We start from the raw sequence: 22,364 nt of genomic DNA on the forward strand, positions 1-22,364 counted from the left end.
CTAGAATGGATTGCCAAAAAGAAAAATAAGCTTGTTGTATTTATTGATAGATGGTATCCCAGCAGTAAAACTTGTTCTCATTGTGGACACGTTCTAGAAAGTTTGGATTGGTCTGTTAGAGAGTGGCGTTGCCCATCCTGTCAATCCGTGAATGGGAGAGACGAAAACGCCGCTAAAAACATTCAAGCAGTCGGGGCATCGACTGTTAGCTTAGGTGATGTCAGACAGTCTCAGACTGCAATTGCTGTTTGAAGCTAGAATCCCCGTGCGTTCACGCCGGGGAGTATGTCAAGTAATTGATGATTTTTTTAATAACACAACGATGGCTACAATCTAGAAAAACAAAATCCAAGAGTGTGGCAGATGCTCAGGCGGATATCGCAGTCGCTTAAAAGGTTTTTAAAGCGCCTCATTGCAAGTAAACAGAATAGTTCTCTCAAGGGTGCGAGAGGACGTAATCTGGTGGGTGTACTACCAGAACTAACCAATGCCGATCTGGAACAATTGTTTATCCAATTGTTAGAAGGCGTGCATCAAGCACGAGGACGACAGTGGGCATTGAGGTATCTGCAACGGATCGAAAATCGCGTTCCGGCTGAACGCTGGATAGACTGGTTGGTGATGTTTGGTGAAAGCTTGCTAGCTTCACCTACACCAAATCCTCTTTTAGCCACACAGATGGTGCAATTAGGGGAACTTGGTGTTGGCAGAATTGGAGAAGTTGCTTATGACATTGGCATTCGGCTAATGCAAAACTTACCTACAGAAATACAAGAGTATCAGGACAATCAGGCACAAGATGATCAAGATGATGTAGAGAATACTCCTGGGCAAGAACTGATCCGCGATTTAGGCGAGCAGTTATGGGAGTATGATCAGCCAGATGTGGTAGAAACTACTCCTGGGCAAGAACTGATCCGCGATTTGGGCGAGCAGTTATGGGAGTATGATGAGCCAGATGTGGTAGAAACTACAACCGATGAAGAAATTCTCCCAACTTCCCCCGGACAAGAGCTAATCCGTAGCTTTGGCGAACAATTATGGGAATATGATGTGCCAGATGTTGAACCAATAACGTCAGCACCCCAAAATGCCTCTTTTGAGGAAATATCGCCCGAAAACTTAGAGGAACTGGTATGGGAATATGAAAGAGAAGACCCGCAAACCACAATACCAGAAAATATCCCTCTCCCCGCCGCCGAAGATTCAATCACCTTGTTAACCCAACTGAGGTTCGAGGATGGAAAAGTTGTTCAAATTACAACACCAGCAAATCTCCTTTCCACTAGACAAAAAACTGAATTAGCAACGTCTTCCTTGGTGGAAACCTGGGATAACACTTTGACGAACTTAGAGCCGAATGTGGCTAATACTTTAGATGAGTTGTGGGTAAGATTGGATCAAAGTACCAATTTAGTCCAGCAACTTGCTTCTGATTTGGCAGTTCAAAGCAGTAATTCCCCTGGTATTATTGAGCGACATAGCGATCATCCGATTACCCACGCTCAAGGGTGGTTTTACCAAGGTCTTCAGCAAGCGAAAACAGGTGACTTGTTGGGGGCGATCGCATCTTATGGCCAAGCTATTGAAATGCAACCCGAATTCTCAGAATATTGGTTTAATCGAGGCTTAACGCTGTTCCATTTAGAACGTTTTGAAGAAGCGATCGCATCCTATGAAACAGCCATAGAACTAAAACCCGACTTCTACAAAGCCTGGTACAACCGGGGTGGAACTCTGGGAGAATTAGGATACTTTGAAGAAGCGATCGCTTCTTTTGACAAAGCTATAGAAATCAAGCCAGACTATCAAGAAGCGTGGTCTAGCAAGGGTCTGGCACTGCTGAAATTAGGTTGGCTACCAGAAGCCATTGCTAGTTATGACCAAGCCCTGCAACTCGAACCAGAAGACCAGGAAAACTGGTATCACCGAGGTATCGCCCTAGCCGTCAGCGAACAATTTGCCGAGGCGATTATATCTTATGACAGAGCTATAGAAATTAACCCAGAGTACCACGAAGTTTGGATAGATCGGGGTGTCGTGCTGTTTAATTTGGGAAGATGGTCAGAAGCGATCGCCTCCTGGGATAAAGCCCTTTCAGTTCAAGCTGATTTCTACTTAGCTTGGTACAACCGGGGTATAGCATTAGACAACTTAGGACGTAGACAAGAAGCGATCGCCTCCTATCGACAAGCGATCGCCATTAAACCCGACTTCCACTTAGCTTGGTATAATCAGGCAGTAGCACTGTTTTATTTAGAACAATTTGCCGAAGCGATCGCCTGTTATGACAACGCTTTGCAAATCAAACAAGACTATTGGGAAGCTTGGATTGGTCGGGGAACTGCGATCGGTAATTTAGTAGATTCTGACAGGATCGCAGCCACAAATCCCGCCTTACAACAGGGCGGCTACGAAGGAAAATTAGCCAGCTACGAGGAAGGGTTAAGGCATCTACGGACAGATACCCATCCAGAAGGTTGGGGGAGATTGCATTTTGCGATCGCTAATACTTACTATGAGCAAGGTAAAAAACATACCAATACCCGCGATTATTGGCGGAAAGCTGCATCTGAATACCATCAGGCGCTATTAACCCTGACATTAGAATATTTTCCTCAGTTGCATTTAGAGGTTTTACAATCTCTAAGCAAAGTGTTGATGGGTTTAGGACAAACCACACAAGTTCAAGAATTGCTGCAACGTGGGACAGATTTATTGCGACAATTACTGAGTGAAGAAACTCGCTCAGATGAAAGTAAAAAACAGCTAGCTTTAAAATTTGCCGGCTTCGATCAATTGGCAGTTGATTTAGCTGTGGAGTCTGGTGATTTAGTTGAAGCTTGGGAAATTGCCGAACAAGGTAAAAATACTTGTTTAAACTGGCTGCTTTCTGGCTGGAATAATAATATTTACTCGCCTTATTATGGCGCAATTCAACAACTATTCAATCCGACAACAGCAATTATTTACTGGCATATTAGTCCAGTTGCCCTACATACTTTCATTCTCAAAGACCAAGCGCCATCACCGATTCTTCTGTTTACACCCATGCAAGATACTGGGGTAATACCTTTAGGAGAAGATGCTATCCGTCTCAATGAATTACCTCTACCCGAAGCAGTGCAACGCCTAATTGAATTTGAAATTTGGTTAGAAGATTGGCATCAAAAATACCAAGAATATCGCAACATAGCCCAAGATAAAGAAAGTAAAAGTCAGCATTCTTGGCGAGTTGAGATGGAAGAGAAGCTGTTGCAACTCTATGAAATCCTGAATATTTCCACAATCGCCCAGGAACTCGAAGGTATCACCCAACTGGTCTTAATTCCTCACCGTGATTTGTACAGATTGCCCATCCATACCCTTTTCCATCTCTCTTCGCCATCGCCAGAAGAGTTACCCAATGTAGAATCAAATTTCACCGTTACCTATCTACCTAGCGCCCAAATAGGTTTATCAATCAGAACTGAGGATATTTGGCAGTGGCAAAATAAGTTCTTGCTCAGTGTTGAACATCCTGAAAGTACAGATTATCCTCCACTTAAATTTGCCAAATTGGAATCTGAAATTGTTAGTCAGATGTTTAATAATATCCAACGAATTTCGGGAGCAGAAGCTACAAAAAATATTGTCGTCAATGCCTTATCTGAGAATTATAACATCTTGCATTTTACGGGTCATGCCACTAATAATTTAGCTGAACCTAAAAAATCCGAATTAGCATTAGCAGGTGAAGACAGACTTACTCTAGATGAAATCTGCCAACAAAATCTAGATAGTTACAACCTTATTACCCTTTCTGCCTGTGAAAATTTAATTACTAGCAACCACACTATCAGCAGCGAATATGTGAGTTTAGTCAGTGGTTTTGTAACTCAGGGCGTACCTCATGTAGTTAGTACTCTCTGGAGTGTAGAATCTTCGGCTAGTGCTTTGGTAACAATCGAGTTTTACCGACGATTACAGCCGAATAAATCAGCAGTTACGGCCTTAGCTGAAGCAACCCGATGGCTGAAAGAACTAACTGCTGGAGAACTGACAAAATGGTATGAAGATATTTTGAATAATCTACATCCAGAGGAAGTAAGAATTCAAACTTATTTAGCGACCCAACTATATAGAAATAGTAAAATGCCATCAGATAAAAATCTTTATAATCACCCTTATTACTGGGCAGCATTCACGATTATGGGTAAACCTAATTAAAATAATTCGTAATTCGTAAGGAAGCGGGTATTGACAGTTACAAACTTTGCCACTGGCGCACACCAAGAAAAACCTGTCCTCTGGGTTGATGGCAACATCCACGCCACTGAACTAGTACCATCAAGTGTTTGTCTATACCTCTTGCAAACATTAGACCTCTTGCAAAAATCCTTGAATCACCCCTCCCCAACCCTCCCCTTGTAAAGGGGAGGGCGCAAGATTTCAAGTTTCCCCCCTTTATAAGGGGGGATTAAGGGGGGTAATTTGACTTATGTAACAGGTCTGGTCTATTAGTTACAGCTTACGGTACTTACGTCGAGCTACTTGTAGCTTTGTCTAAACCTATAATTACCGTTTGCCTGATTACACTTCCAAAAACCCTAGTTTATCTTTGGGTTCATTTTCATAAAATTGTCTTTTGGAAAAAAAATAATTCTTAGCCAAAAACTTGGCGCAATCATGCTCGAAATTTTTGATTGCGATCGCTAACTTCCAGTCTAGTATTTGAAAATTTACCATCAATGACAACTATCTAAAGAGTGAAAGTTTTTCTTCAAAATCCAGCCCTGAGTTAGTTGTATAATTTCAATCAAAGATTAATAATACATCATATCGCCAAGACACATTTTATTCTTAATTCTTGCTAAAGATCATGATACATTAAGTTTGACGGCATGAACCCTCTTCGGCAATTATAAAGAGATGGCTATTAAAAGCCAATTATTTTACTGCTTGACTGCAATTTTAGTACTGATAAAATCGCCTACTTGCATTAATTATCTTTATTGTTGCAACAGAAGAGATTACCACAGTATACCTGCTTCTCTTGAAGTACGATCTGCGGTTCTTTAAAAAACAAATAAGAATCCCATACTATATGTGGTCAACATTTGGATAAATGTTATGAGATATCAGAGCAGCTACTCATAATGTCCCACATTTGAACTTTCCAGAGTTAACGGGTTTCACTTCTGGTTTCCATATCAAGGCAACCAAATAATCATCTGGATATCTATATTCAATTAACCTTACATCCAGTATTTTCCAATAGTCAACCCAAGAAATTGAAAAGAGGATATTTCCATGTCTAGTTTGTCTCGTTGGTCATCTACAAAGGTTGCTTTGCTAGTTCTGGGAATGACTGCTGCTACAATAACTCCCATCGTAATTTCTGCCCCAGCTTTATCTCAAACTCCTGTTCCATCTGCGACACCATCACCTGAGACACCAGCACCTGAGACACCAGCACCTGCGACACCATCGCCGACTTCAACATTTAACTTGTCTGATGTTTCCTCAGATTATTGGGCGCGTCCCTTCATTCAAGCCCTAGCTGAGAATAACGTGATTAGTGGCTTTCCTGATGGCACTTATAGACCAAATCAGCCTGTTACGCGTGCTGAATTTGCTGCTTTGATTCAAAAAGCTTTCAGTAACCAAAACCGAGTCCGGCAATTAAGTGCAGGTGGATTTAGTGATGTTCCTGCTAACTACTGGGCAGCTGCTGCAATTCAAAACGCCTACGAAACTGGATTTTTGGCTGGCTATCCTGGGAACGTATTTAAACCAAATCAAGAAATTCCCAGAGTGCAGGGGATCGTTGCTTTAAGTAGTGGTTTAGCTTTAACTGGTGGCGATACAAGTACTCTCACTACATTTTACAACGATGCATCAGCTATCCCACAATATGCTGTTGGCAGTGTAGCAGCAGCGACAGTAAGTAATCTTGTTGTCAACTACCCAGATGTAAAACAACTCAATCCGCAACAGTCTTTGACTCGTGCTGAAGCAGCAGCACTTTTATATCAAGCTTTAGTTAAACAGGGACGGGTACAACCCATTGCTAGCAATCTTCCAGCTAGTCAATATGTTGTAGCTGGAACTCCTGCAAGTACTGATATTGTTGCTCTGGCTGCATCCAGTAGTTCTTTTACAACTCTGACTTCTTTATTAAAGACAGCCGGTCTAGCAGATACTCTTCAACAGGCAGGCCCTTATACAGTCTTCGCTCCCACCAATGATGCATTTGCTGCTTTACCTGCTGCTACCTTACAACAGTTAGAGCAACCAGAGAACAGAGAAGCGTTAGTTAAGATTTTGAGATATCATGTCGTTCCCGGTGCGGTAACTGCTAGTCAACTCTCGGCAGGAAAATTGACAACCGATGAAGGAAAAACTGTAAATATTAAAATCGATTCCGCAAACAGTCAAGTCTCGGTAAATGATGCCAGAGTTCTCCAAGCGGATGTGAAAGCTAGCAATGGTATTATCCATGCAATTAACCAAGTCTTGATTCCGCCTGATGTTAACATCAGTAAGTTAAATCAGCCGCCAACAGGAAGTAATGGTACAACACCTGATGTTAAAGTAGGTAGAAGTACTCGTGGTGGCAGAAGCTATATCGGAGTTGGTGGTAACATTGGTTTGAGCGGCAACGATACAGCTCTGAGTGATGGTAACTTTACAGTGATCAGTAAACTTGGTCTGACAAACTATCTCTCAGTACGACCATCGGTGATTTTCGGGGACGATACAATATTTCTAGTTCCTGTGACTTTAGATTTTTCTCCCCGCAAAGCAGGTTCAGTAGGTGAGAAAACCTATAGTATATCTCCTTATATTGGTGCTGGTGTAGCAATTGAAGCTAATGCTAATACTGATATTGGATTGCTGCTAACAGGTGGTGTAGATGTTCCTCTCGGTTCTAAAATTACGCTTACCGGTGGTGTAAATGCTGCTTTTCTAGATGACACTGATGTAGGACTACAATTAGGAGTTGGCTATAACTTCTAAGGAATGAGAATTAAATAACATACAATTTATATCCCTGGTTTACCTCACCCTCAATCCCTCTCCTTATAAAGGAGAGGGAAGCTAGAGACAGGATAAAGTTTTGCATCTTATTTAATCCATGTTCCTAAGTAAAATCCTAGTTAGTAGTGAGCGATTCATGACTCAAAGCAAGGATTATTAGGACTAAAGTCCTAACTACAAAAATTGATTTACGTCTAGCTACTTGGAAGTAGAAGACGTGGTAGGGGCGTACAGTTAGCTGTGCGCCCTTGCTGTATTAAGGTCGCTTGATTGCTAAAGTAAGTCCATCGGCGATGGGGACAAGGGAGAGGGTAATGCGTTCGTCATGATGTAACTTTTCGTTCAGCGCCCGGATTGCTTGGGTGGTTTCATGTTGATTTTGCTCGTCGGCTACTTGTCCAGACCATAAAACATTATCGATCGCAATCAATCCACCTGGACGCACTAATTGCAGCGATCGCTCATAATATCCATCATAATTTTCTTTATCAGCATCAATAAAGGCAAAATCAAAAGTCTCAGCTTGCCCAGTTGCTAAGAGGCTATCTAAAGTTTCTAAAGCTGGTGCTAATCGGAGATCGATTTTATCAGCAACCCCGGCTTCTTGCCAATACCGTCTTGCGATCGCAGTAAATTCTTCACTCACATCACAAGCAATAATCTTACCATCAGCCGGTAGAGTCAAAGCTACAGAAAGCGAGCTATAACCCGTAAACACTCCAACTTCTAGGGTTTTCTTCGCTCCAATTAACTGTACCAGAAAGCTCATAAACTGCCCTTGTTCTGGTGAAATCTGCATTCTACTCCGGGGATGATTGGCGGTTTCTTGGCGCAACTTCCCCAGAATCTCTGGTTCCCTTAGCGAAACGGATAAAAGATAATTGTAGAGTTGGTTATCAAGACCTATAGACTGTTTTGGCATGATAGATCAGAGAATTGAGAGAAACTACAGTTATACTATCGCTGATAAGTGGAATCTCAGGAATAACATGGTGCGGTTAGTTTTGACAGCAATATTACTGGTGCTAGTAACTGCTTGTGGTAGTATTGGACTGCTACCGACTAGCGATTTAGTGCAAAAAGCGATCGCACTTGGGCTAGAACAAACTCAACAAAAACTTAGCCAGCAGTTGGATTTAGATTTTCAAGGATTTGAAATCAAGCGGTTATCAATTACCCAGGAACAACCCCTGACGATTGAAAATTTACCAGCTTTCCACGTTCGGGGAACCTACGACTTGATTGTTAAGCTACCAAAGCGACGCTTGACGCAACCACAAAAACCCTTTGATGTTTATCTACAAATTCAGCAAGAAGGTAAAACTTGGCGATCGCTAATTCCAGAAAAAGGCAGTAAAGATACTCAATCAATTTGGCGTAGCTATCTCATCCAATAGCTGGTATGTGCAACTATAAAAACCAGTGAGTATCCACTTTAAAAGCGTAAGAATTCAGCACCCAGGAGTCAGAAGTCAGAATTTAAAAGGAATCCAGTATGATTGCTAGATGAATATATCAAATATTCTCCTGATTCTTTAACTATTCTGACTCCTGAATTCTTACTTAAAAGCTATAGATTGCAGGTAAAAAAAGTACAAAAATTATGATAAGTAAAATTATTCAGTAACAAATAGATTACTACCGAAATAGAGCTACTGAGTATGATGAATGGTTCTATAGAATAGGACGTTATGATCGTGGTGAAAAACTGAACCAACAATGGTTTAAGGAAGTAGATATTGTCAGTAAATCTTTAGATAAAGTGGGATTAGTCGAATCTGTTTTAGAATTAGCTAGTGGAACGGGAATATGGACACAAAAGCTTTTAAATATTGGTGAGAAAATTATAGCGATTGATGCTTCGGAAGAAATGATTACTATTAATAGAGCTAAATTAAATTCACCAAATATTGAATATCGCCAACTAGACTTATTTACATGGCAGCCGGAAACTGAATATAATTTAGTTTTCTTTGGTTTTTGGCTTTCTCATGTACCACCAAACTTACTCAATTCATTTTTGCAAAAGGTTTATCAATCTGTACGTTTGGGTGGGCAATTATTTATTATCGATTCTCGTTTTGAACCTACATCTACAGCGAAAAATCATCTGTTGGCAGATGATGGTAATATCTATAAACTTCGCAAATTAAATAATGAGCAGGAATTCACTATAGTCAAAGTTTTTTATCAGGCCGATGAATTGCAAGAACACCTAGAAAAAATTGGGTTTAAAGCCCAAGTCAATGTGACAGATAACTATTTTATCTATGCGAATTGCCAGAAAATTTAGAGTTTTACAGCATAAGCGGCTGCTTGTGGCTAAGAGGTTGTTTGATGTCTTGTTTTGCGCGTGTCCCGGCTGATCCCCTAATTGGCGTAGCTATCTTATCGAAAAGCTTGTATGTGCAAATAGAAAAACCATCACAATAATTTACGTATAACTGCTGGGTTACAGCCATAATCGAGGTGATAGTTTCACCGGAGACAGGGCAAAATGTATATTAACTTTTTCATCAGTTCTATTGCAGGAATTGTGGTTGTAGTGTTGGCAGCTTTTGGACTACTGCAATGGTTGCACATCCCTGCTGGTAACTTTCTTGATTGGGTAATTGGTGGTGCTAGTTTTTGGTGGCTGTTGGTAATTGTCACCGTACCGTGGAATGTGCATTTTCAAGCCAAAGAAGTCTTAGCAGAAGCAGCACAATCAACAGAGAAAGGCATTCCAGTCGATGAGAAACAAGTGAAGTATGTCACAGTGTTAGCCAAGCGATCGCTCTGGGTTGCCATTGCTTTACACTTATTCTCAGCCATTGGTCTTTATACTCTGGCTGCTACAGGTATTAGTACAGTTGGGTATATAAGTTCTGGTGCAGCTTTATTATTAACAATTCTGCGTCCCGCGATTCGCGCTTATGAGTATTTATATGCGCGGTTAGCGATGATTCGCCAAGAGTGGAAGTATCCGCGCGAAGATATTTTTGAACTGCGCGATCGCTTCTCGATATTGGAACAAAAAATCCAGTCATTAGAAGATCAACTCAACCCAGAACAACCCTATTCTTTATCCGCAACTCAACAACGCTTTGGTGAAGAAACCCGCCGAGATTTAGCTCGAATTGCGGCTAATTTAGAAGAATTACGAGCGACAAATCAAACAGAACATGAGCGTTTGGCGAGAGAAGCCAGAAATGCGATCGCGCAACTTTCCACTGATGGGCAATTTCTGGATCATGTCCGCGAAATTATTCGATTTTTTAAGACTGCTTAACTATTACTCTCATAGCGAAAAGACGCAAAGAATTTCTTTGCGTCTCTGGCGTGAGATTTATAAGTGGATATTCTCACCATTACACTTCTCCAACTACTTAAAATTGCTCCCGCCAGTACCAGCTTAAAAGTGTACCACCAGCTACCACCTTAACTAGTTCCAGTAGCCAATAACTACCATGTAGTAAATTCATTGTCGATGGAATAGCAGCCGCAGCTTCAAATAGGTTGAGTTGAACTCCTATAGCGCACATCTGCGGAGTTAATAAATAGGTGTCAAGCACAGCTATAGTTAACAGCAGCACAGATAAAACAATGCTGCCAATACTCCAGTGATATCGGGTTTTGCTCAAAGCTAGTGCGCCAGTTAAGACTACAGCAGCTGATAATAATTCCATCCGATTGAAGTTCCAAAAAATCGTATATCCTGCTGTTGTAAAACCAGCTTGGCTCATCATCCCAGAAAGATAAAGGCTAGGCATAATTACCCAGTCTAAAACTAGACTAGCACTGAGCCAAAAGCCCAAGGTCAATACGATCGCGGTTTGCCAAATTGGTCGTTTGAATTCAAGGTTAGAAATAGCAGTCATAAAATAATTGCGTGTGTTGTATTTCTTTAGTTTGTAACTTCATCAGCAGTTTGACAACTAATATCAATTAACCTTTACAAAGCGATCGCTCTTACATTCTGAAGTCAATACCAAGATTTTTTAACCTAAGTTAAGGAACATTAAGATTATTTAAAAAGCAAATTAAATAAGTTTTGTCTGTTAGAAATACTCAATTTTTTAGATCGTAAAATAAATAAGCGATCGCACTTACAAATTCTCCCCTTTGACAGCTATCTAGCATAATAGTAACGTTGTCTGTTTTAACGCAGATATGATGTCTTAGACTACGCCACTTGCGATCGGATTGCGATCTATGAGAATTAGTCGCCATCTTATAACCGTGAACCATTACTCAGAACTCAGCACTCAGCCATAGCTACTGCTTCAAATATCTTATTGTATAAAATATCTATCTTGAGACATATTTTTTTGCAGATATCTGGTTATCCACCACACTTCGCATGGTGGATTGACTTAAATATATTTACAGATGTTATGATTTGTACTAATGTAATGTTATGTTATGATTTGTGTTGTACTTTTCAGTTATCAACTAGCAAACTACTTGCTGGTTTAGGCTGGAAAGGCTTAATTTAGGACTAATAAGGCAATTCCAGCAAACTTAGAAACCTTTAACAGACATAACCGTTCCTTAAAAAGGTTAAATTTTTGTTACAAATAATTCAGATATATTTAAATTCTGAGTTTTCAGGAGTTGCTGAAGTAGGTATGTTAGATACTGATCGCTAAATTGACTTAAACAATAGATTTTCTACTGAGGTTCGGAATAGAATGCAGTGAATCAATTTTGGATTTTGGATTTATTCTCGTGTTTAAATTCGCTTGCTCTGAGACCAGTTTAGATTTTAAATTTTGAATCTTCAATCCAAAATCTAAAATTTGGTGAGTGATCTTCGTTTTTAGCCATTTTATGGTTTTAAACTAATGCAAAAAAACAGCAAGATGAGAATTAATCATGCCTGTAATATCAAATGTCAGCCTGGAGATAGACAATAATAGACAATATGAGTAGTTTACTAAGATATGAGTTTTGCAAAGTCTAAGACTCGGAAAGTTCCTAGAGACAAACATATTGGAGTTAGTATAAATTCAGCGAAACTTCCTAAAAGTCCACTGTTATTCTAAAGCAAATAGAATGTAGCGAATTTAGTAATATAAGGCTTGAGACTAATGCTAAGAAACAGCGAACTAACAATTAATCAGGGTTCTAATCTCAAGTTGAAGCTTGGGGATCAACGATACAATCAGTTATCTAGGCTAGAATTTTTACGGAATCGCACAGTTGGAAAGCCACTAGATTTAAACATAGTGGAATAAATCTGAATTTCAGATTAATTTCCCAAATTTTAAGTCAACAATCCACAGAATAAGCAGGGAAGTATTATCCCAATATATTGCTAGTGGGACTAATTGGCTTGTTTGAGGTTATGCCGAATTAAAGGTTAACCCATCTACAGAATTTACTCAAATGAATGGTGTTGTTTAAAAACATTGCCAGTCAGTAATCAGCGTTAGCTTTTGATTGAAAGCTGATTTCGTACTGTCTTTTATCTGAAAGGGTAAAAAGCATAGATGCTTGCTGGCATACATTAGGGTAAATCACAATTATTACCGAAATCTCACAACTTTTTAATTGGAATCAGGTCAACACAATGAATAAAGTTCAAGCATCATTTGAAGCTACAGAAGCTGCATTTCACGTGCAAGGTTACGAAAAAATCGATTTTAGTCTTGTCTATGTGAACGGTGCATTTGATATTGAAAACAGAGAAATTGCAGATAGCTACGCAAAATTTGGTCGCTGTCTGACTGTAATTGATGCCAATGTCCATGAACTTTATGGCGATCAGATCAGGTCATATTTTAGACACTATGACATTGAACTGACAGTATTTCCGATCATCATTACAGAGCCGGCTAAAACCCTGGCAACTTTTGAAAAAATTATTGACGCTTTTTCGGACTTCGGCTTAGTTCGTAAAGAACCGGTCTTAGTTGTCGGTGGTGGTCTAATTACTGATGTGGCTGGGTTTGCTTGTGCTTCTTACCGTCGCAAGAGTAACTACATTCGCATTCCTACCACGTTGATTGGTTTAATTGATGCAGGTGTAGCAATTAAGGTTGCAGTTAATCATCGTAAGGAAAAAAATCGCTTGGGAGCATATCATGCACCTTTGAAAGTGATCCTAGATTTCTCATTCTTGAAAACCTTGCCAACGTCTCAAGTTCGTAATGGGATGGCAGAGTTGGTGAAAATCGCTGTAGTGTCTAACTCGGAAGTCTTTGAGCTGCTATACGAATATGGCGAAGAACTGCTTTCTACTCACTTTGGACATGTGAATGGGACACCGGAAATTAAAGAGATAGCTCATAAAGTCAACTACGAAGCAATCAAAACCATGTTGGAGTTAGAGACACCTAACTTACATGAACTAGACCTCGATCGCGTCATCGCCTATGGCCACACTTGGAGTCCTACCCTAGAATTAGCACCTCAGATACCCCTATATCATGGTCATGCCGTCAATATAGATATGGCTTTGTCTGCAACCATTGCAGCACAACGCGGCTATATTCCCACAGGAGAGCGCGATCGCATCCTAGATTTGATGAGTCGTATCGGTTTATCACTCGATCATCCTCTACTAGATGGGGATTTGCTCTGGGATGCTACCCAGTCTATAAGCTTGACACGAGATGGTAAGCTACGTGCAGCTATGCCTTGTCCCATTGGTGAGTGCTTCTTTGCCAACGATCTAACTCGTGAAGAACTTGATACTGCCCTAGCTGAACACAAACGTCTTTGTGCTAAATACCCTCGTGGCGGCAAAGGTGTTGATGCATACATTGAAAGTCAAGAAGCCAAGCTAGTAGGGGTGTGATGATATGACGAGTGTTTTAGAACGAGAAACAGCTAGACCGATAACGCCACACAGTATCTTAGTAGCCCAGCTACAGCAAACCCTGAAATTAGCAGAAGAGAACAACATTCCCGTAGAGATATTAGATTCTTTGCGGCAGGGAGTTCAATTAGCGGCGGGTTTAGATCCCTACTTGGATGAATACACCACGCCCGAATCGAGCGCATTGACTACATTAGCGCAAAAAACAAGTCAAGAAGACTGGAGCAAACGCTTCAGCGATGGTGAAACAGTGCGTCAACTAGAGCAGGAAATGCTCTCAGGACATCTGGAAGGACAGACATTGAAAATGTTTGTTCATATCACCAAAGCAAAGCGCATTCTAGAAGTAGGGATGTTCACAGGGTATTCAGCCTTAGCAATGGCAGAAGCATTACCAAGTGATGGGCAACTTATCGGTTGCGAAGTAGATCCCTACGTTGCTGAATTCGCTCAAACTTGCTTTAGTGAGTCTCCCCACGGCGACAAAATCGTTGTGGAAGTAGCACCTGCTTTAGAGACACTCCACAAGCTGGCTGCCAGAAAAGAAGTATTCGATCTGATCTTCATTGATGCAGATAAAAAAGAGTATGTAGAGTACTTCCAGACCATTTTGGATAATCACTTACTGACTCTCGACGGTTTAATTTGTGTGGATAACACTTTGTTGCAGGGACAAGTTTACCTACCACCTGAACAACGTACTATTAATGGTGAAGCGATCGCTCAATTCAACAGTATTGTCGCCGCCGATCCTCGTGTAGAGCAAGTTCTGTTACCCATCCGAGATGGTGTAACCCTAATTAGACGCGTGGTGTAACAAAGTTTGTAGAGACGTTGCAATACAACGTCTCTACAATAAACACAAAGGAAAGACTTATGACACAATCAATCTCCTTATCTCTGCCTCAATCTTCAACGTCATCAACAAGTCTTAGGGTAAAGGTAGTAGCTCTATTCAAGACTCTCGGTACTCTGATATTATTACTAATAGCCTTGCCGTTCAATGCTTTGATAGTATTGATATCTTTGCTGTGGGGCATTGTGAGTTCGCCGTTTACGAAAAAAGCTATCATAGCTGCTCATCCTCAGACTATCTTGGTAAGTGGAGCCAAGATGACCAAAGCATTGCAACTTGCTCGCTCCTTCCATGCCGCAGGACACAGAGTTATTTTGATTGAAGGTAAAAAATACTGGTTGTCTGGTCATAGATTCTCAAAAGCGGTAAGTCGTTTTTATACAGTTCCGGCTCCGCAATCAGATCCAGAAGGCTATATCCAGTCGCTAGTAAAAATCGTCAAACAAGAAAAGGTTGACGTTTATGTACCTGTATGCAGTCCTGTCGCTAGCTATTATGACTCTTTAGCAAAGCCTGTATTATCAGAATACTGCGAAGTTTTCCACTTTGATCCAGATATAACCAAAATGTTGGATGATAAATTTGCCTTTACCGATCGCGCGCGATCGCTTGGTTTATCTGTCCCCAAATCGTTTAAAATCACAGATCCTCAACAAGTTATCAATTTCGATTTTAGTCAAGAAACCCGCAAATATATTCTTAAAAGTATTGATTACGACTCCGTTCGCCGCTTAAATTTAACCAAACTTCCCTGCGACACTCCAGAAGAGACAGCAGCTTTTGTCAACAGTTTACCCATCAGTCCAGAAAAACCTTGGATTATGCAAGAGTTTGTTCCTGGTAAGGAATTATGCACACATAGTACGGTGCGCGATGGAGAATTAAGATTGCATTGCTGTTCAAACTCTTCTGCCTTTCAAATTAACTATGAAAACGTCGAAAATCCCCAAATCCGTCAATGGGTGCAACACTTCGTCAAGAGTTTGGCATTGACTGGACAAGTTTCTTTCGACTTTATCCAAGCTGAAGACAGTACAGTTTACGCCATTGAGTGCAATCCCCGTACTCATTCGGCAATTACAATGTTCTACAATCACCCCAGTGTTGCAGAGGCCTATCTTGGTAAAACTCCCCTCGCTGCACCTCTGGAACCCCTAGCAAGTAGCAAGCCCACTTACTTCATATATCACGAAATCTGGCGACTAACTGGTATCCGTTCCTGGAAACAATTGCAAACATCGATTAATACCCTAGTGCAAGGCACTGATGCTATTTACAATCTTGATGACCCCATACCATTTTTGACTTTGCATCATTGGCAGATTCCCTTACTTTTGCTGAAGAATCTCCAACAACTCAAAGGATGGGTAAAAATAGACTTTAATATTGGCAAACTGGTGGAATTAGATGGCGATTAAATAATTCGTAAATTAAATAAGAATTCAGTACATCATAGCCCCCTCGTCGCTTGCGGGGTGTGTACACTAGGCCTTCTCACCCCCTCTAACTCCCCCTTGCCAAGGGGGAGAACCGGATTGGATTATTTCCCCCCTTTGCAAGGGGGGATTAAGGGGGGTAAATCCAGGGTTTGGGCTTCATTACCAAGATGTGTATACACCGTAGCCTTACTTGCATGGAGAGGTTTTTGTATCTCACTCAACTGAGAACTGATATATAAATTCTCACAATACATAGGAAAATGAATCATGCCAGTACTTCGTATCCTTCATTTAGTTGGGTCTGCACACAATGATTTTTATTGTGATTTGTCACGCCTTTACGCTCAAGATTGTCTAGCAGCAACGGCAGAGCAATCGCACTATGATTTTCAGATTGCATACATCACACCCGATGGCCAATGGCGATTTCCTTCCTCTCTCAGTTCTGAAGATATTGCTGATACCAAACCGATTTCTCTATCCGATGCCATAGAATTTATAACAAGACAAAACATTGACCTCGTGTTACCACAAATGTTTTGTATTCCGGGAATGACTCACTACCGCGCTCTATTTGACTTGTTGAAGATCCCTTATGTAGGCAATACACCAGATATTATGGCGATCGCGGCGCATAAAGCCAGAGCCAAAGCAATTGTCGAAGCCGCAGGGGTAAAAGTGCCTCGTGGAGAACTGCTTCGCCAAGGAGACGTTCCGACAATTACACCTCCAGCGATCGTTAAACCTGCAAGTTCCGACAACTCTTTAGGGGTGGCCTTAGTTAAAGATTTTACTGACTATGACGCTGCTCTGAAGCAAGCATTTGAATATGCTTCAGAAGTCATCGTAGAAGAATTCATCGAACTCGGTAGAGAAGTCAGATGCGGCATCATTGTCAAAGACGGGGAACTAGTGGGTTTACCCCTTGAAGAGTATCAAGTAGATGCCCACGATAAACCCATCCGCAACTATGCTGATAAACTCAAAAAAACGGACGATGGTAACTTAGATTGTGCCGCTAAAGATAATATCAAGGCTTGGATGGTAGATCCTAAAGATCCGATTACCGCAAAGGTTCAGCAAGTGGCTAAGAAGTGCCATCAGGCTTTAGGTTGTCGTCACTACAGTTTATTTGACTTCCGCATCGACCCAAAGGGAGAACCTTGGTTTTTAGAAGCCGGGTTGTATTGTTCTTTTGCCCCTAAAAGTGTGATTTCCTCTATGGCAAAAGCAGCAGGAATCCCTTTAAATGAGTTATTACTGACGGCTATAAATGAAACATTGGGTAGTAATAAAAAGGTATTGCAGAATTGATCGTGATAGATTTTCTGCTTGTAGTGATAGGATAGCGATCGCTTGACTATCACTATTTCAATCTGGCTAAACTCTTATTGAACTAATAAAAAATATTTATTCACAGAAACATATATATTTTAAAACATTTTCCAAAATATGCAACTTCAGTAAATGTCTAATTATCCTAGTAATTCGATAGGTTTTATTTTACTAACTCATACAAAACCTCCACAAATTTACAGACTCATAAATAAGTTAAATAGTATGTTTAACTATCCTCTAATTGTCTGCCATCATGATTTTTCAAAATGTGATTTATCTGTAGATGCTCTGTCAAAAAATGTTTTATTAGTACGCCCTCATTTACAAACAGAGTGGGCAAATTTTGCTTTAGTAGAAGCTACAGTACAGGCACTTCGATTAATGTATGAGGTTCCACACACACCAGATTGGTTTGTATTACTCAGTGGGGCAGACTATCCCATTAAAACTGCAAAACAAATATTGGACGATCTGACCTCAAATTCTTATGATGCTTATATTCAGCATGAAAAAATCACTTATGAGACTTATAAATATGATGACAGACCAAGCATTTTATGGCAAAAAAATTCCTATCAACGATACTGTACAAAATCGTTTTCTTTCCATTACTCAAAAAAATCTTTGGCGCATCTGAATCTAGAAATATCCTTGGAACATCCGTTATTAACAAAACCTTTCCTTCCTTTTTCCAAAAAACTTGCTTGTTTTAGTGGAAGTCAATGGTTTTGTGCCAATAGCAAAGCTGCTAAGTACATTATCGATTTTCACAGCAAGAAAAATGCGTTAACTTTGTATTATAGTAAGCTTAAGTACACAGATGAGTCCTATTTTCAAACTGTACTTGCTAATGCATCTCATCTGAAGCTGCAAAACGACCGACGACGCTATATTGATTGGTCAGATGGAGGTTGTCATCCCAAGACATTGCTAATGGAAGACTTGCCAAATTTGCTCGCCTCATCTGCTCACTTCGCTCGAAAATTTGACATTGATATAGATAGCAATATTCTTAATGAACTTGATAAGATTATATCTTAGCAGTTACACCTTTCCAGGATTTGTAGTAAGCATTGAAGAAGAATTCAGAATTCAGAATTCAGGAGTCAGAATCAAGACGCGACGCTCTCTACGAGACGCTAAAAGCGAACGAGTACTCGCTAACGCTTCTCTACGAGACGCTACGCGAACGCTATCAGTGGGGGATTCAGACAGAATTCAATTCTGAATTCTGGCTCCTGACTCCTGAATTCTGTTTTGATAACCAATAAATTTTACCCTAACTACCCAAATCTTTTTTAACAATAAGTGGCACAAGTGAAGCTAATCGTAATACACCAGATACAATGAATACTTCTACTATGCCAAAAGACCCAGAAAATTGAGCGATGAAGCCACCGATAGTTGCTCCTAAAGCACCACTTGCACCAGCCACAGCTGCTGCTGTAGCAAAATAGATAGACTGATTTTTAACTGGTGCAATCTCTATCTGGAGATTGTTGTTACACAAGTCAACTCCTCCCCAATTAGCCCCAATGAAAATGTGTAACAGAGGCAACCACACCCAGAGGTCGAGAGGACTAGAACCCATCTTCAGCCACAGCCAGGGTATAACTGCAATTAGAATTCCAGTAGAAATTAGAATCGGACGATTGCCTATTTTATCTGCTAATCTACCCCACACAATGAGCATTAGCATGTGTGCCCCTGCGCGCAGACTGTTATAGAAAGTTACCCAACTCACATCCAGGTTTAAGGTATCTAGCAAGTAGAGGTTAAAAAACGGCGCACTCAAGTTAACAGCAAACGTCCATGAGCCGAAATAAAGTAGAAACACCAAAAAATTAGAGTTTTTCCAAATGCTGCTATCTATCTGGTTTTGAGAAGTTGGCATTTGCGGCAGAGAGATTGCTTGAGATACCTCACCAGATTCATTTGATGCCGAGTCTGACTGAATCTCACTTGTTTGAGATGAGTTAGCATAATAAGTATTTTGTAATTGGGGATTTATATCTACTTGGAAATACTGACACCCCAAGCTTATAATTCCAAAGATAATGCCTAAGAGCAAAATCACCCCATAACCTTGAATAGCGCCGCCGTACCAATGTGATACAGCTAGACCGGCTATTGGCAAAGCGACCAACTCGGTTAAGTTGGCAAGGCTATTGCGTAGCCCAAAATATCTACCTCGTAATTGCCGTGGGACTAACATTGCTATCCAACTCAACCACGATGCGGCTCCTAGTCCTCCTAAAAAATGGCTGCATACGAGAATCAAAAGCGACAATATCACCAATTGGTTGGAATTAAGCCCTCCCCAACTAAAGCTAATAATGCCAATTACTAAAATCAGCCACAGTAGCCGACCAATCCCATGAGTGCGAAGGGAATACTGAAAGCGGCTAGTGCTGCGTTCAGACAAGTAAGCACCCATCGGCTGAAAGAGATTCACCAACATAGGGATAGAACTCACCATGCCAAATACCACCGGACTGGCATTCAACCCTACCAAGAAATTACCTAGCAAAATTCCGCCAGTGCCAATAGAGAAAATTGCTGCGAAAACACCATCGACAGTAGAAGCCGTCAAACTGGTACGAATACCATCTTTAGAAATACGAGGACTGAGTGTTGAGGTAGGAGAGAGTGTTGATGGTGAGGCAATTTGAGCAATTTCTATTGAAAGAGGCGCATCTGTTTCAATTTGAGAAGAATCCATAAATATAGTATTTAAGAAAATAATTAGAATTTACGCATCATACATACAGCAGAATTCTGAATTCGAGAATAAAACAGGCTTTATATCTAGCTTTGAGACTTAGATTTGTACCTCACCAACTTAAAATCTGCTGTATGTACTATACTAATTTTGGGCTTTTGAGGTTTAAGCTTCCCCGGTCTAAAGACGCGGGGATTTCTGAAGAGTCCATAGTCGAACTTTCTTAGGCTGACTTAAACAACCTCTACCTACTCCACTTAAGTCAAACTTAAATATCGCAGCTACTTTTCGCAAAATATTCCCGCTGCCGTTGCAGTCCGCGTTTATTTTGATTCCTTCTGCTGTTATGAATAAACCTCTACTGATTCTAGTACCGCTACTTTTCCACCCGTCGGGTTTTTCACCATATTTAGGTAGAACATCATTATCTGGGAACGACGTTTTTGACGTATAACTTTCCTCAGTCTCAATAAACTTTATTCCGTATTGTTCACACAATTGTTCGATACGTTTTTTTAATTTAGCTGTGGGGATTTGAACAAATTTTTGATTGTTCTTTTTACCCATATTTACACCGTCTTTCTGTCCTGTATTCCATCCAAAAACTATTGAACCAATTTGATTTTCAATGCAATGGTTGATTACAATTCTCGCAGCTTTATTAACAGCATCTCGCATTGTACGATTGCGCTTTTCTGTAATTGCTGCGAGTCGATTTGACCAAAAGCCTTGGGGTTTTCCTTCTTTTATGCTGGCAGCTGACTTGTTGTACCACTGATTAATACTTTTGAGATGCAATCCATCAACAATAAAAGATGTTCCAGCATTCGATACGCAAGTCAACCAGTTGTCTATTCCGTGGTCAATTCCTAATACTCTAGATTGATCTAGGTTAACAACTTCATTTTTTTGTTGATAGACAAACTCAGCATAAAAGCATGTGTTTCTCGGTAAAATTCTAACCTCTTTTATCTCTGCCCAATCTAAATTAGACGGGAGAGGTAAATAAAAATCAGTTATACCAAACCAAGTTTTTACCTGATTACCTAGTGGGAATCTAATAAAATTGTCTTTTAGTTTAAGCCATCTTTTCGGATAAGTAACAGTAAATAAACCTCCAGGTTTTCTATAGTTAGTAACTTTTGGTTTTTGGCTTAAATCTCCTTTTTTAGCTTTTGCCAATAGCTGTTTAAAAGATTTAAAAGCTTCTCCAACATTTAAGCAAGTTTGTTGCATTGCGGAGGCATAACCAGCATTAAAATGTTTATTTGTCTTCATCTCTGAAGTTAGGTCAAACCCCGTAACTATTTTGTGAGCTTTGAACCAAATTTGTCGCCCATAATAAACAGAACAATTGTAAAGATTGTTAGACTCTCTACAAAGATATTCTATTATTGCCTCGGTGTCAAAATCTGTTTTGATTAGTACCTGTTGACAGCCAAACAATTTATCTACCTTTTGATTGCTTATATTTATATGTTACATTATTGGTTGACAAGAGTCAATGTATCAACCAATAAAATGAGAAAAGATTCTATAGTGTATAGACATAATGAGCATTCTGTTGGGTTAGCTACTATTCATTTAGTTTGGATACCTAAACGTAGAAAACCTGTATTAAAGGGTGATATCAAATTCAGGTTGGCTGAAATTTTAGACTCGGTTGCTCATGATAAAAATTGGATTATCCTAGCATTAGAAATAGCATCAGACCACGTTCACCTGCTTGTAGAGTATGATGAAAAAACACCTATCTGTGATGTTGTTAAAGCTTTTAAAGGACGTAGTTCTAAGTTATTGAGAGAAGAGTTCCCAGAACTAAAAAAACTCCCGTCTCTTTGGACTAGGAGCTACTTTTACGACACATCAGGCAAAGTTAGTACAAGTAATGTGATGGCATATATAAATGATCCACATCATGAAAGGCATTAATCTTGAAAGCAGATAAATCTGCTCGTGTTGTTTTTCCACCCCGCTCGCTTCGTGACGGGGCTACCAAACTCCCGGATATTTTTCGTGTCTAACACCCAAAACAGTAAATGTACGACTAAATCAGGGTTCAGTCATCACCTGAAATGTATATAGCAATCCTAAATCATTTGTAAAAATAAATTAACCGCAGAGACGCAGAGAACGCAGAGAGAGGAATCAAAGATTTTCACGACTCATTTAGGATTGCTA

At 40.2% G+C, this 22,364-nt stretch carries 18 protein-coding genes; 13 read left to right on the forward strand and 5 right to left on the reverse strand.

Annotated elements, in window-relative coordinates; translation table 11 throughout:
- The 4 genes from HWQ37_RS07020 to HWQ37_RS07035 all read left to right on the forward strand — a co-directional run.
- Positions 1-252: transposase (locus HWQ37_RS07020; protein ID WP_292745261.1), on the forward strand; the 252-nt coding region annotated here is incomplete at its 5' end.
- 111 nt (positions 253-363) lie between these two features.
- The gene (locus HWQ37_RS07025) at positions 364-4,209 is read left to right on the forward strand and encodes a CHAT domain-containing protein (RefSeq protein WP_292745263.1); all 3,846 of its coding nucleotides are present in this window, start codon (positions 364-366) and stop codon (positions 4,207-4,209) included.
- Positions 4,210-4,239: 30 nt separating this feature from the next.
- Positions 4,240-4,413, forward strand: coding sequence for a M14 family zinc carboxypeptidase (locus HWQ37_RS07030; protein WP_292745265.1), 174 nt, complete (start codon positions 4,240-4,242; stop codon positions 4,411-4,413).
- An 879-nt stretch (positions 4,414-5,292) separates the two neighbouring features.
- On the forward strand, positions 5,293-7,002 hold the full coding sequence (locus HWQ37_RS07035) for a fasciclin domain-containing protein (protein ID WP_292745268.1): 1,710 nt from the start codon (positions 5,293-5,295) through the stop codon (positions 7,000-7,002).
- A 277-nt stretch (positions 7,003-7,279) separates the two neighbouring features.
- Here the strand turns inward: HWQ37_RS07035 and HWQ37_RS07040 are convergent, their stop codons facing one another.
- A complete protein-coding gene (locus tag HWQ37_RS07040) occupies positions 7,280-7,945 on the reverse strand; it encodes a class I SAM-dependent methyltransferase (protein ID WP_292745269.1) in 666 nt (221 codons plus the stop codon).
- 67 nt (positions 7,946-8,012) lie between these two features.
- On the opposite strand from HWQ37_RS07040, the gene HWQ37_RS07045 reads away from it, so the two are divergent.
- From HWQ37_RS07045 to HWQ37_RS07055, 3 genes are all read left to right on the forward strand, one after another.
- Positions 8,013-8,420 (forward strand): hypothetical protein, encoded by a 408-nt coding sequence (locus HWQ37_RS07045; RefSeq protein WP_292745324.1) that lies wholly within the window; start codon positions 8,013-8,015, stop codon positions 8,418-8,420.
- Positions 8,421-8,731: 311 nt separating this feature from the next.
- Positions 8,732-9,316, forward strand: a complete 585-nt coding sequence (locus tag HWQ37_RS07050; RefSeq protein ID WP_292745325.1) for a class I SAM-dependent methyltransferase — start codon at positions 8,732-8,734, stop codon at positions 9,314-9,316.
- A gap of 204 nt (positions 9,317-9,520) precedes the next feature.
- Positions 9,521-10,294, forward strand: coding sequence for a hypothetical protein (locus HWQ37_RS07055; protein WP_292745271.1), 774 nt, complete (start codon positions 9,521-9,523; stop codon positions 10,292-10,294).
- A gap of 97 nt (positions 10,295-10,391) precedes the next feature.
- Here the strand turns inward: HWQ37_RS07055 and HWQ37_RS07060 are convergent, their stop codons facing one another.
- Positions 10,392-10,883, reverse strand: a complete 492-nt coding sequence (locus HWQ37_RS07060; RefSeq protein WP_292745274.1) for a hypothetical protein — start codon at positions 10,881-10,883, stop codon at positions 10,392-10,394.
- A 190-nt stretch (positions 10,884-11,073) separates the two neighbouring features.
- Positions 11,074-11,235, reverse strand: coding sequence for a hypothetical protein (locus HWQ37_RS07065; RefSeq protein WP_292745276.1), 162 nt, complete (start codon positions 11,233-11,235; stop codon positions 11,074-11,076).
- Between the two features lie 1,342 nt (positions 11,236-12,577).
- Between HWQ37_RS07065 and HWQ37_RS07070 the strand changes: the two genes are divergently transcribed.
- From HWQ37_RS07070 to HWQ37_RS07090, 5 genes are all read left to right on the forward strand, one after another.
- Entirely contained in the window at positions 12,578-13,807 is a 1,230-nt protein-coding gene (locus tag HWQ37_RS07070; RefSeq protein WP_292745278.1) for a sedoheptulose 7-phosphate cyclase, read from the forward strand.
- 4 nt (positions 13,808-13,811) lie between these two features.
- Positions 13,812-14,645: an O-methyltransferase gene (locus HWQ37_RS07075; protein ID WP_292745280.1), complete on the forward strand. Its 834-nt coding sequence runs from the start codon at positions 13,812-13,814 to the stop codon at positions 14,643-14,645.
- A 59-nt stretch (positions 14,646-14,704) separates the two neighbouring features.
- On the forward strand, positions 14,705-16,102 hold the full coding sequence (locus HWQ37_RS07080; protein WP_292745282.1) for an ATP-grasp domain-containing protein: 1,398 nt from the start codon (positions 14,705-14,707) through the stop codon (positions 16,100-16,102).
- 288 nt (positions 16,103-16,390) lie between these two features.
- Positions 16,391-17,437, forward strand: coding sequence for a D-alanine--D-alanine ligase family protein (locus tag HWQ37_RS07085; protein WP_292745284.1), 1,047 nt, complete (start codon positions 16,391-16,393; stop codon positions 17,435-17,437).
- A gap of 246 nt (positions 17,438-17,683) precedes the next feature.
- The gene (locus HWQ37_RS07090; protein ID WP_292745286.1) at positions 17,684-18,502 is read left to right on the forward strand and encodes a beta-1,6-N-acetylglucosaminyltransferase; all 819 of its coding nucleotides are present in this window, start codon (positions 17,684-17,686) and stop codon (positions 18,500-18,502) included.
- A gap of 238 nt (positions 18,503-18,740) precedes the next feature.
- On the opposite strand, the gene HWQ37_RS07095 is transcribed toward HWQ37_RS07090, so the two are convergent.
- Together HWQ37_RS07095 and HWQ37_RS07100 are read right to left on the reverse strand one after the other, a co-directional pair.
- Positions 18,741-20,183: an MFS transporter gene (locus tag HWQ37_RS07095; RefSeq protein WP_292745288.1), complete on the reverse strand. Its 1,443-nt coding sequence runs from the start codon at positions 20,181-20,183 to the stop codon at positions 18,741-18,743.
- A gap of 180 nt (positions 20,184-20,363) precedes the next feature.
- Complete coding sequence (locus HWQ37_RS07100; RefSeq protein WP_292745290.1) at positions 20,364-21,629, reverse strand: RNA-guided endonuclease InsQ/TnpB family protein; 1,266 nt, start codon at positions 21,627-21,629, stop codon at positions 20,364-20,366.
- 75 nt (positions 21,630-21,704) lie between these two features.
- On the opposite strand from HWQ37_RS07100, the gene tnpA reads away from it, so the two are divergent.
- On the forward strand, positions 21,705-22,115 hold the full coding sequence (gene tnpA, locus HWQ37_RS07105) for an IS200/IS605 family transposase (protein WP_292745326.1): 411 nt from the start codon (positions 21,705-21,707) through the stop codon (positions 22,113-22,115).
- Positions 22,116-22,364: the final 249 nt, after the last annotated feature.

Source organism: Nostoc sp. NMS4 (assembly GCF_017115095.1).
Taxonomy (GTDB): domain Bacteria; phylum Cyanobacteriota; class Cyanobacteriia; order Cyanobacteriales; family Nostocaceae; genus Nostoc.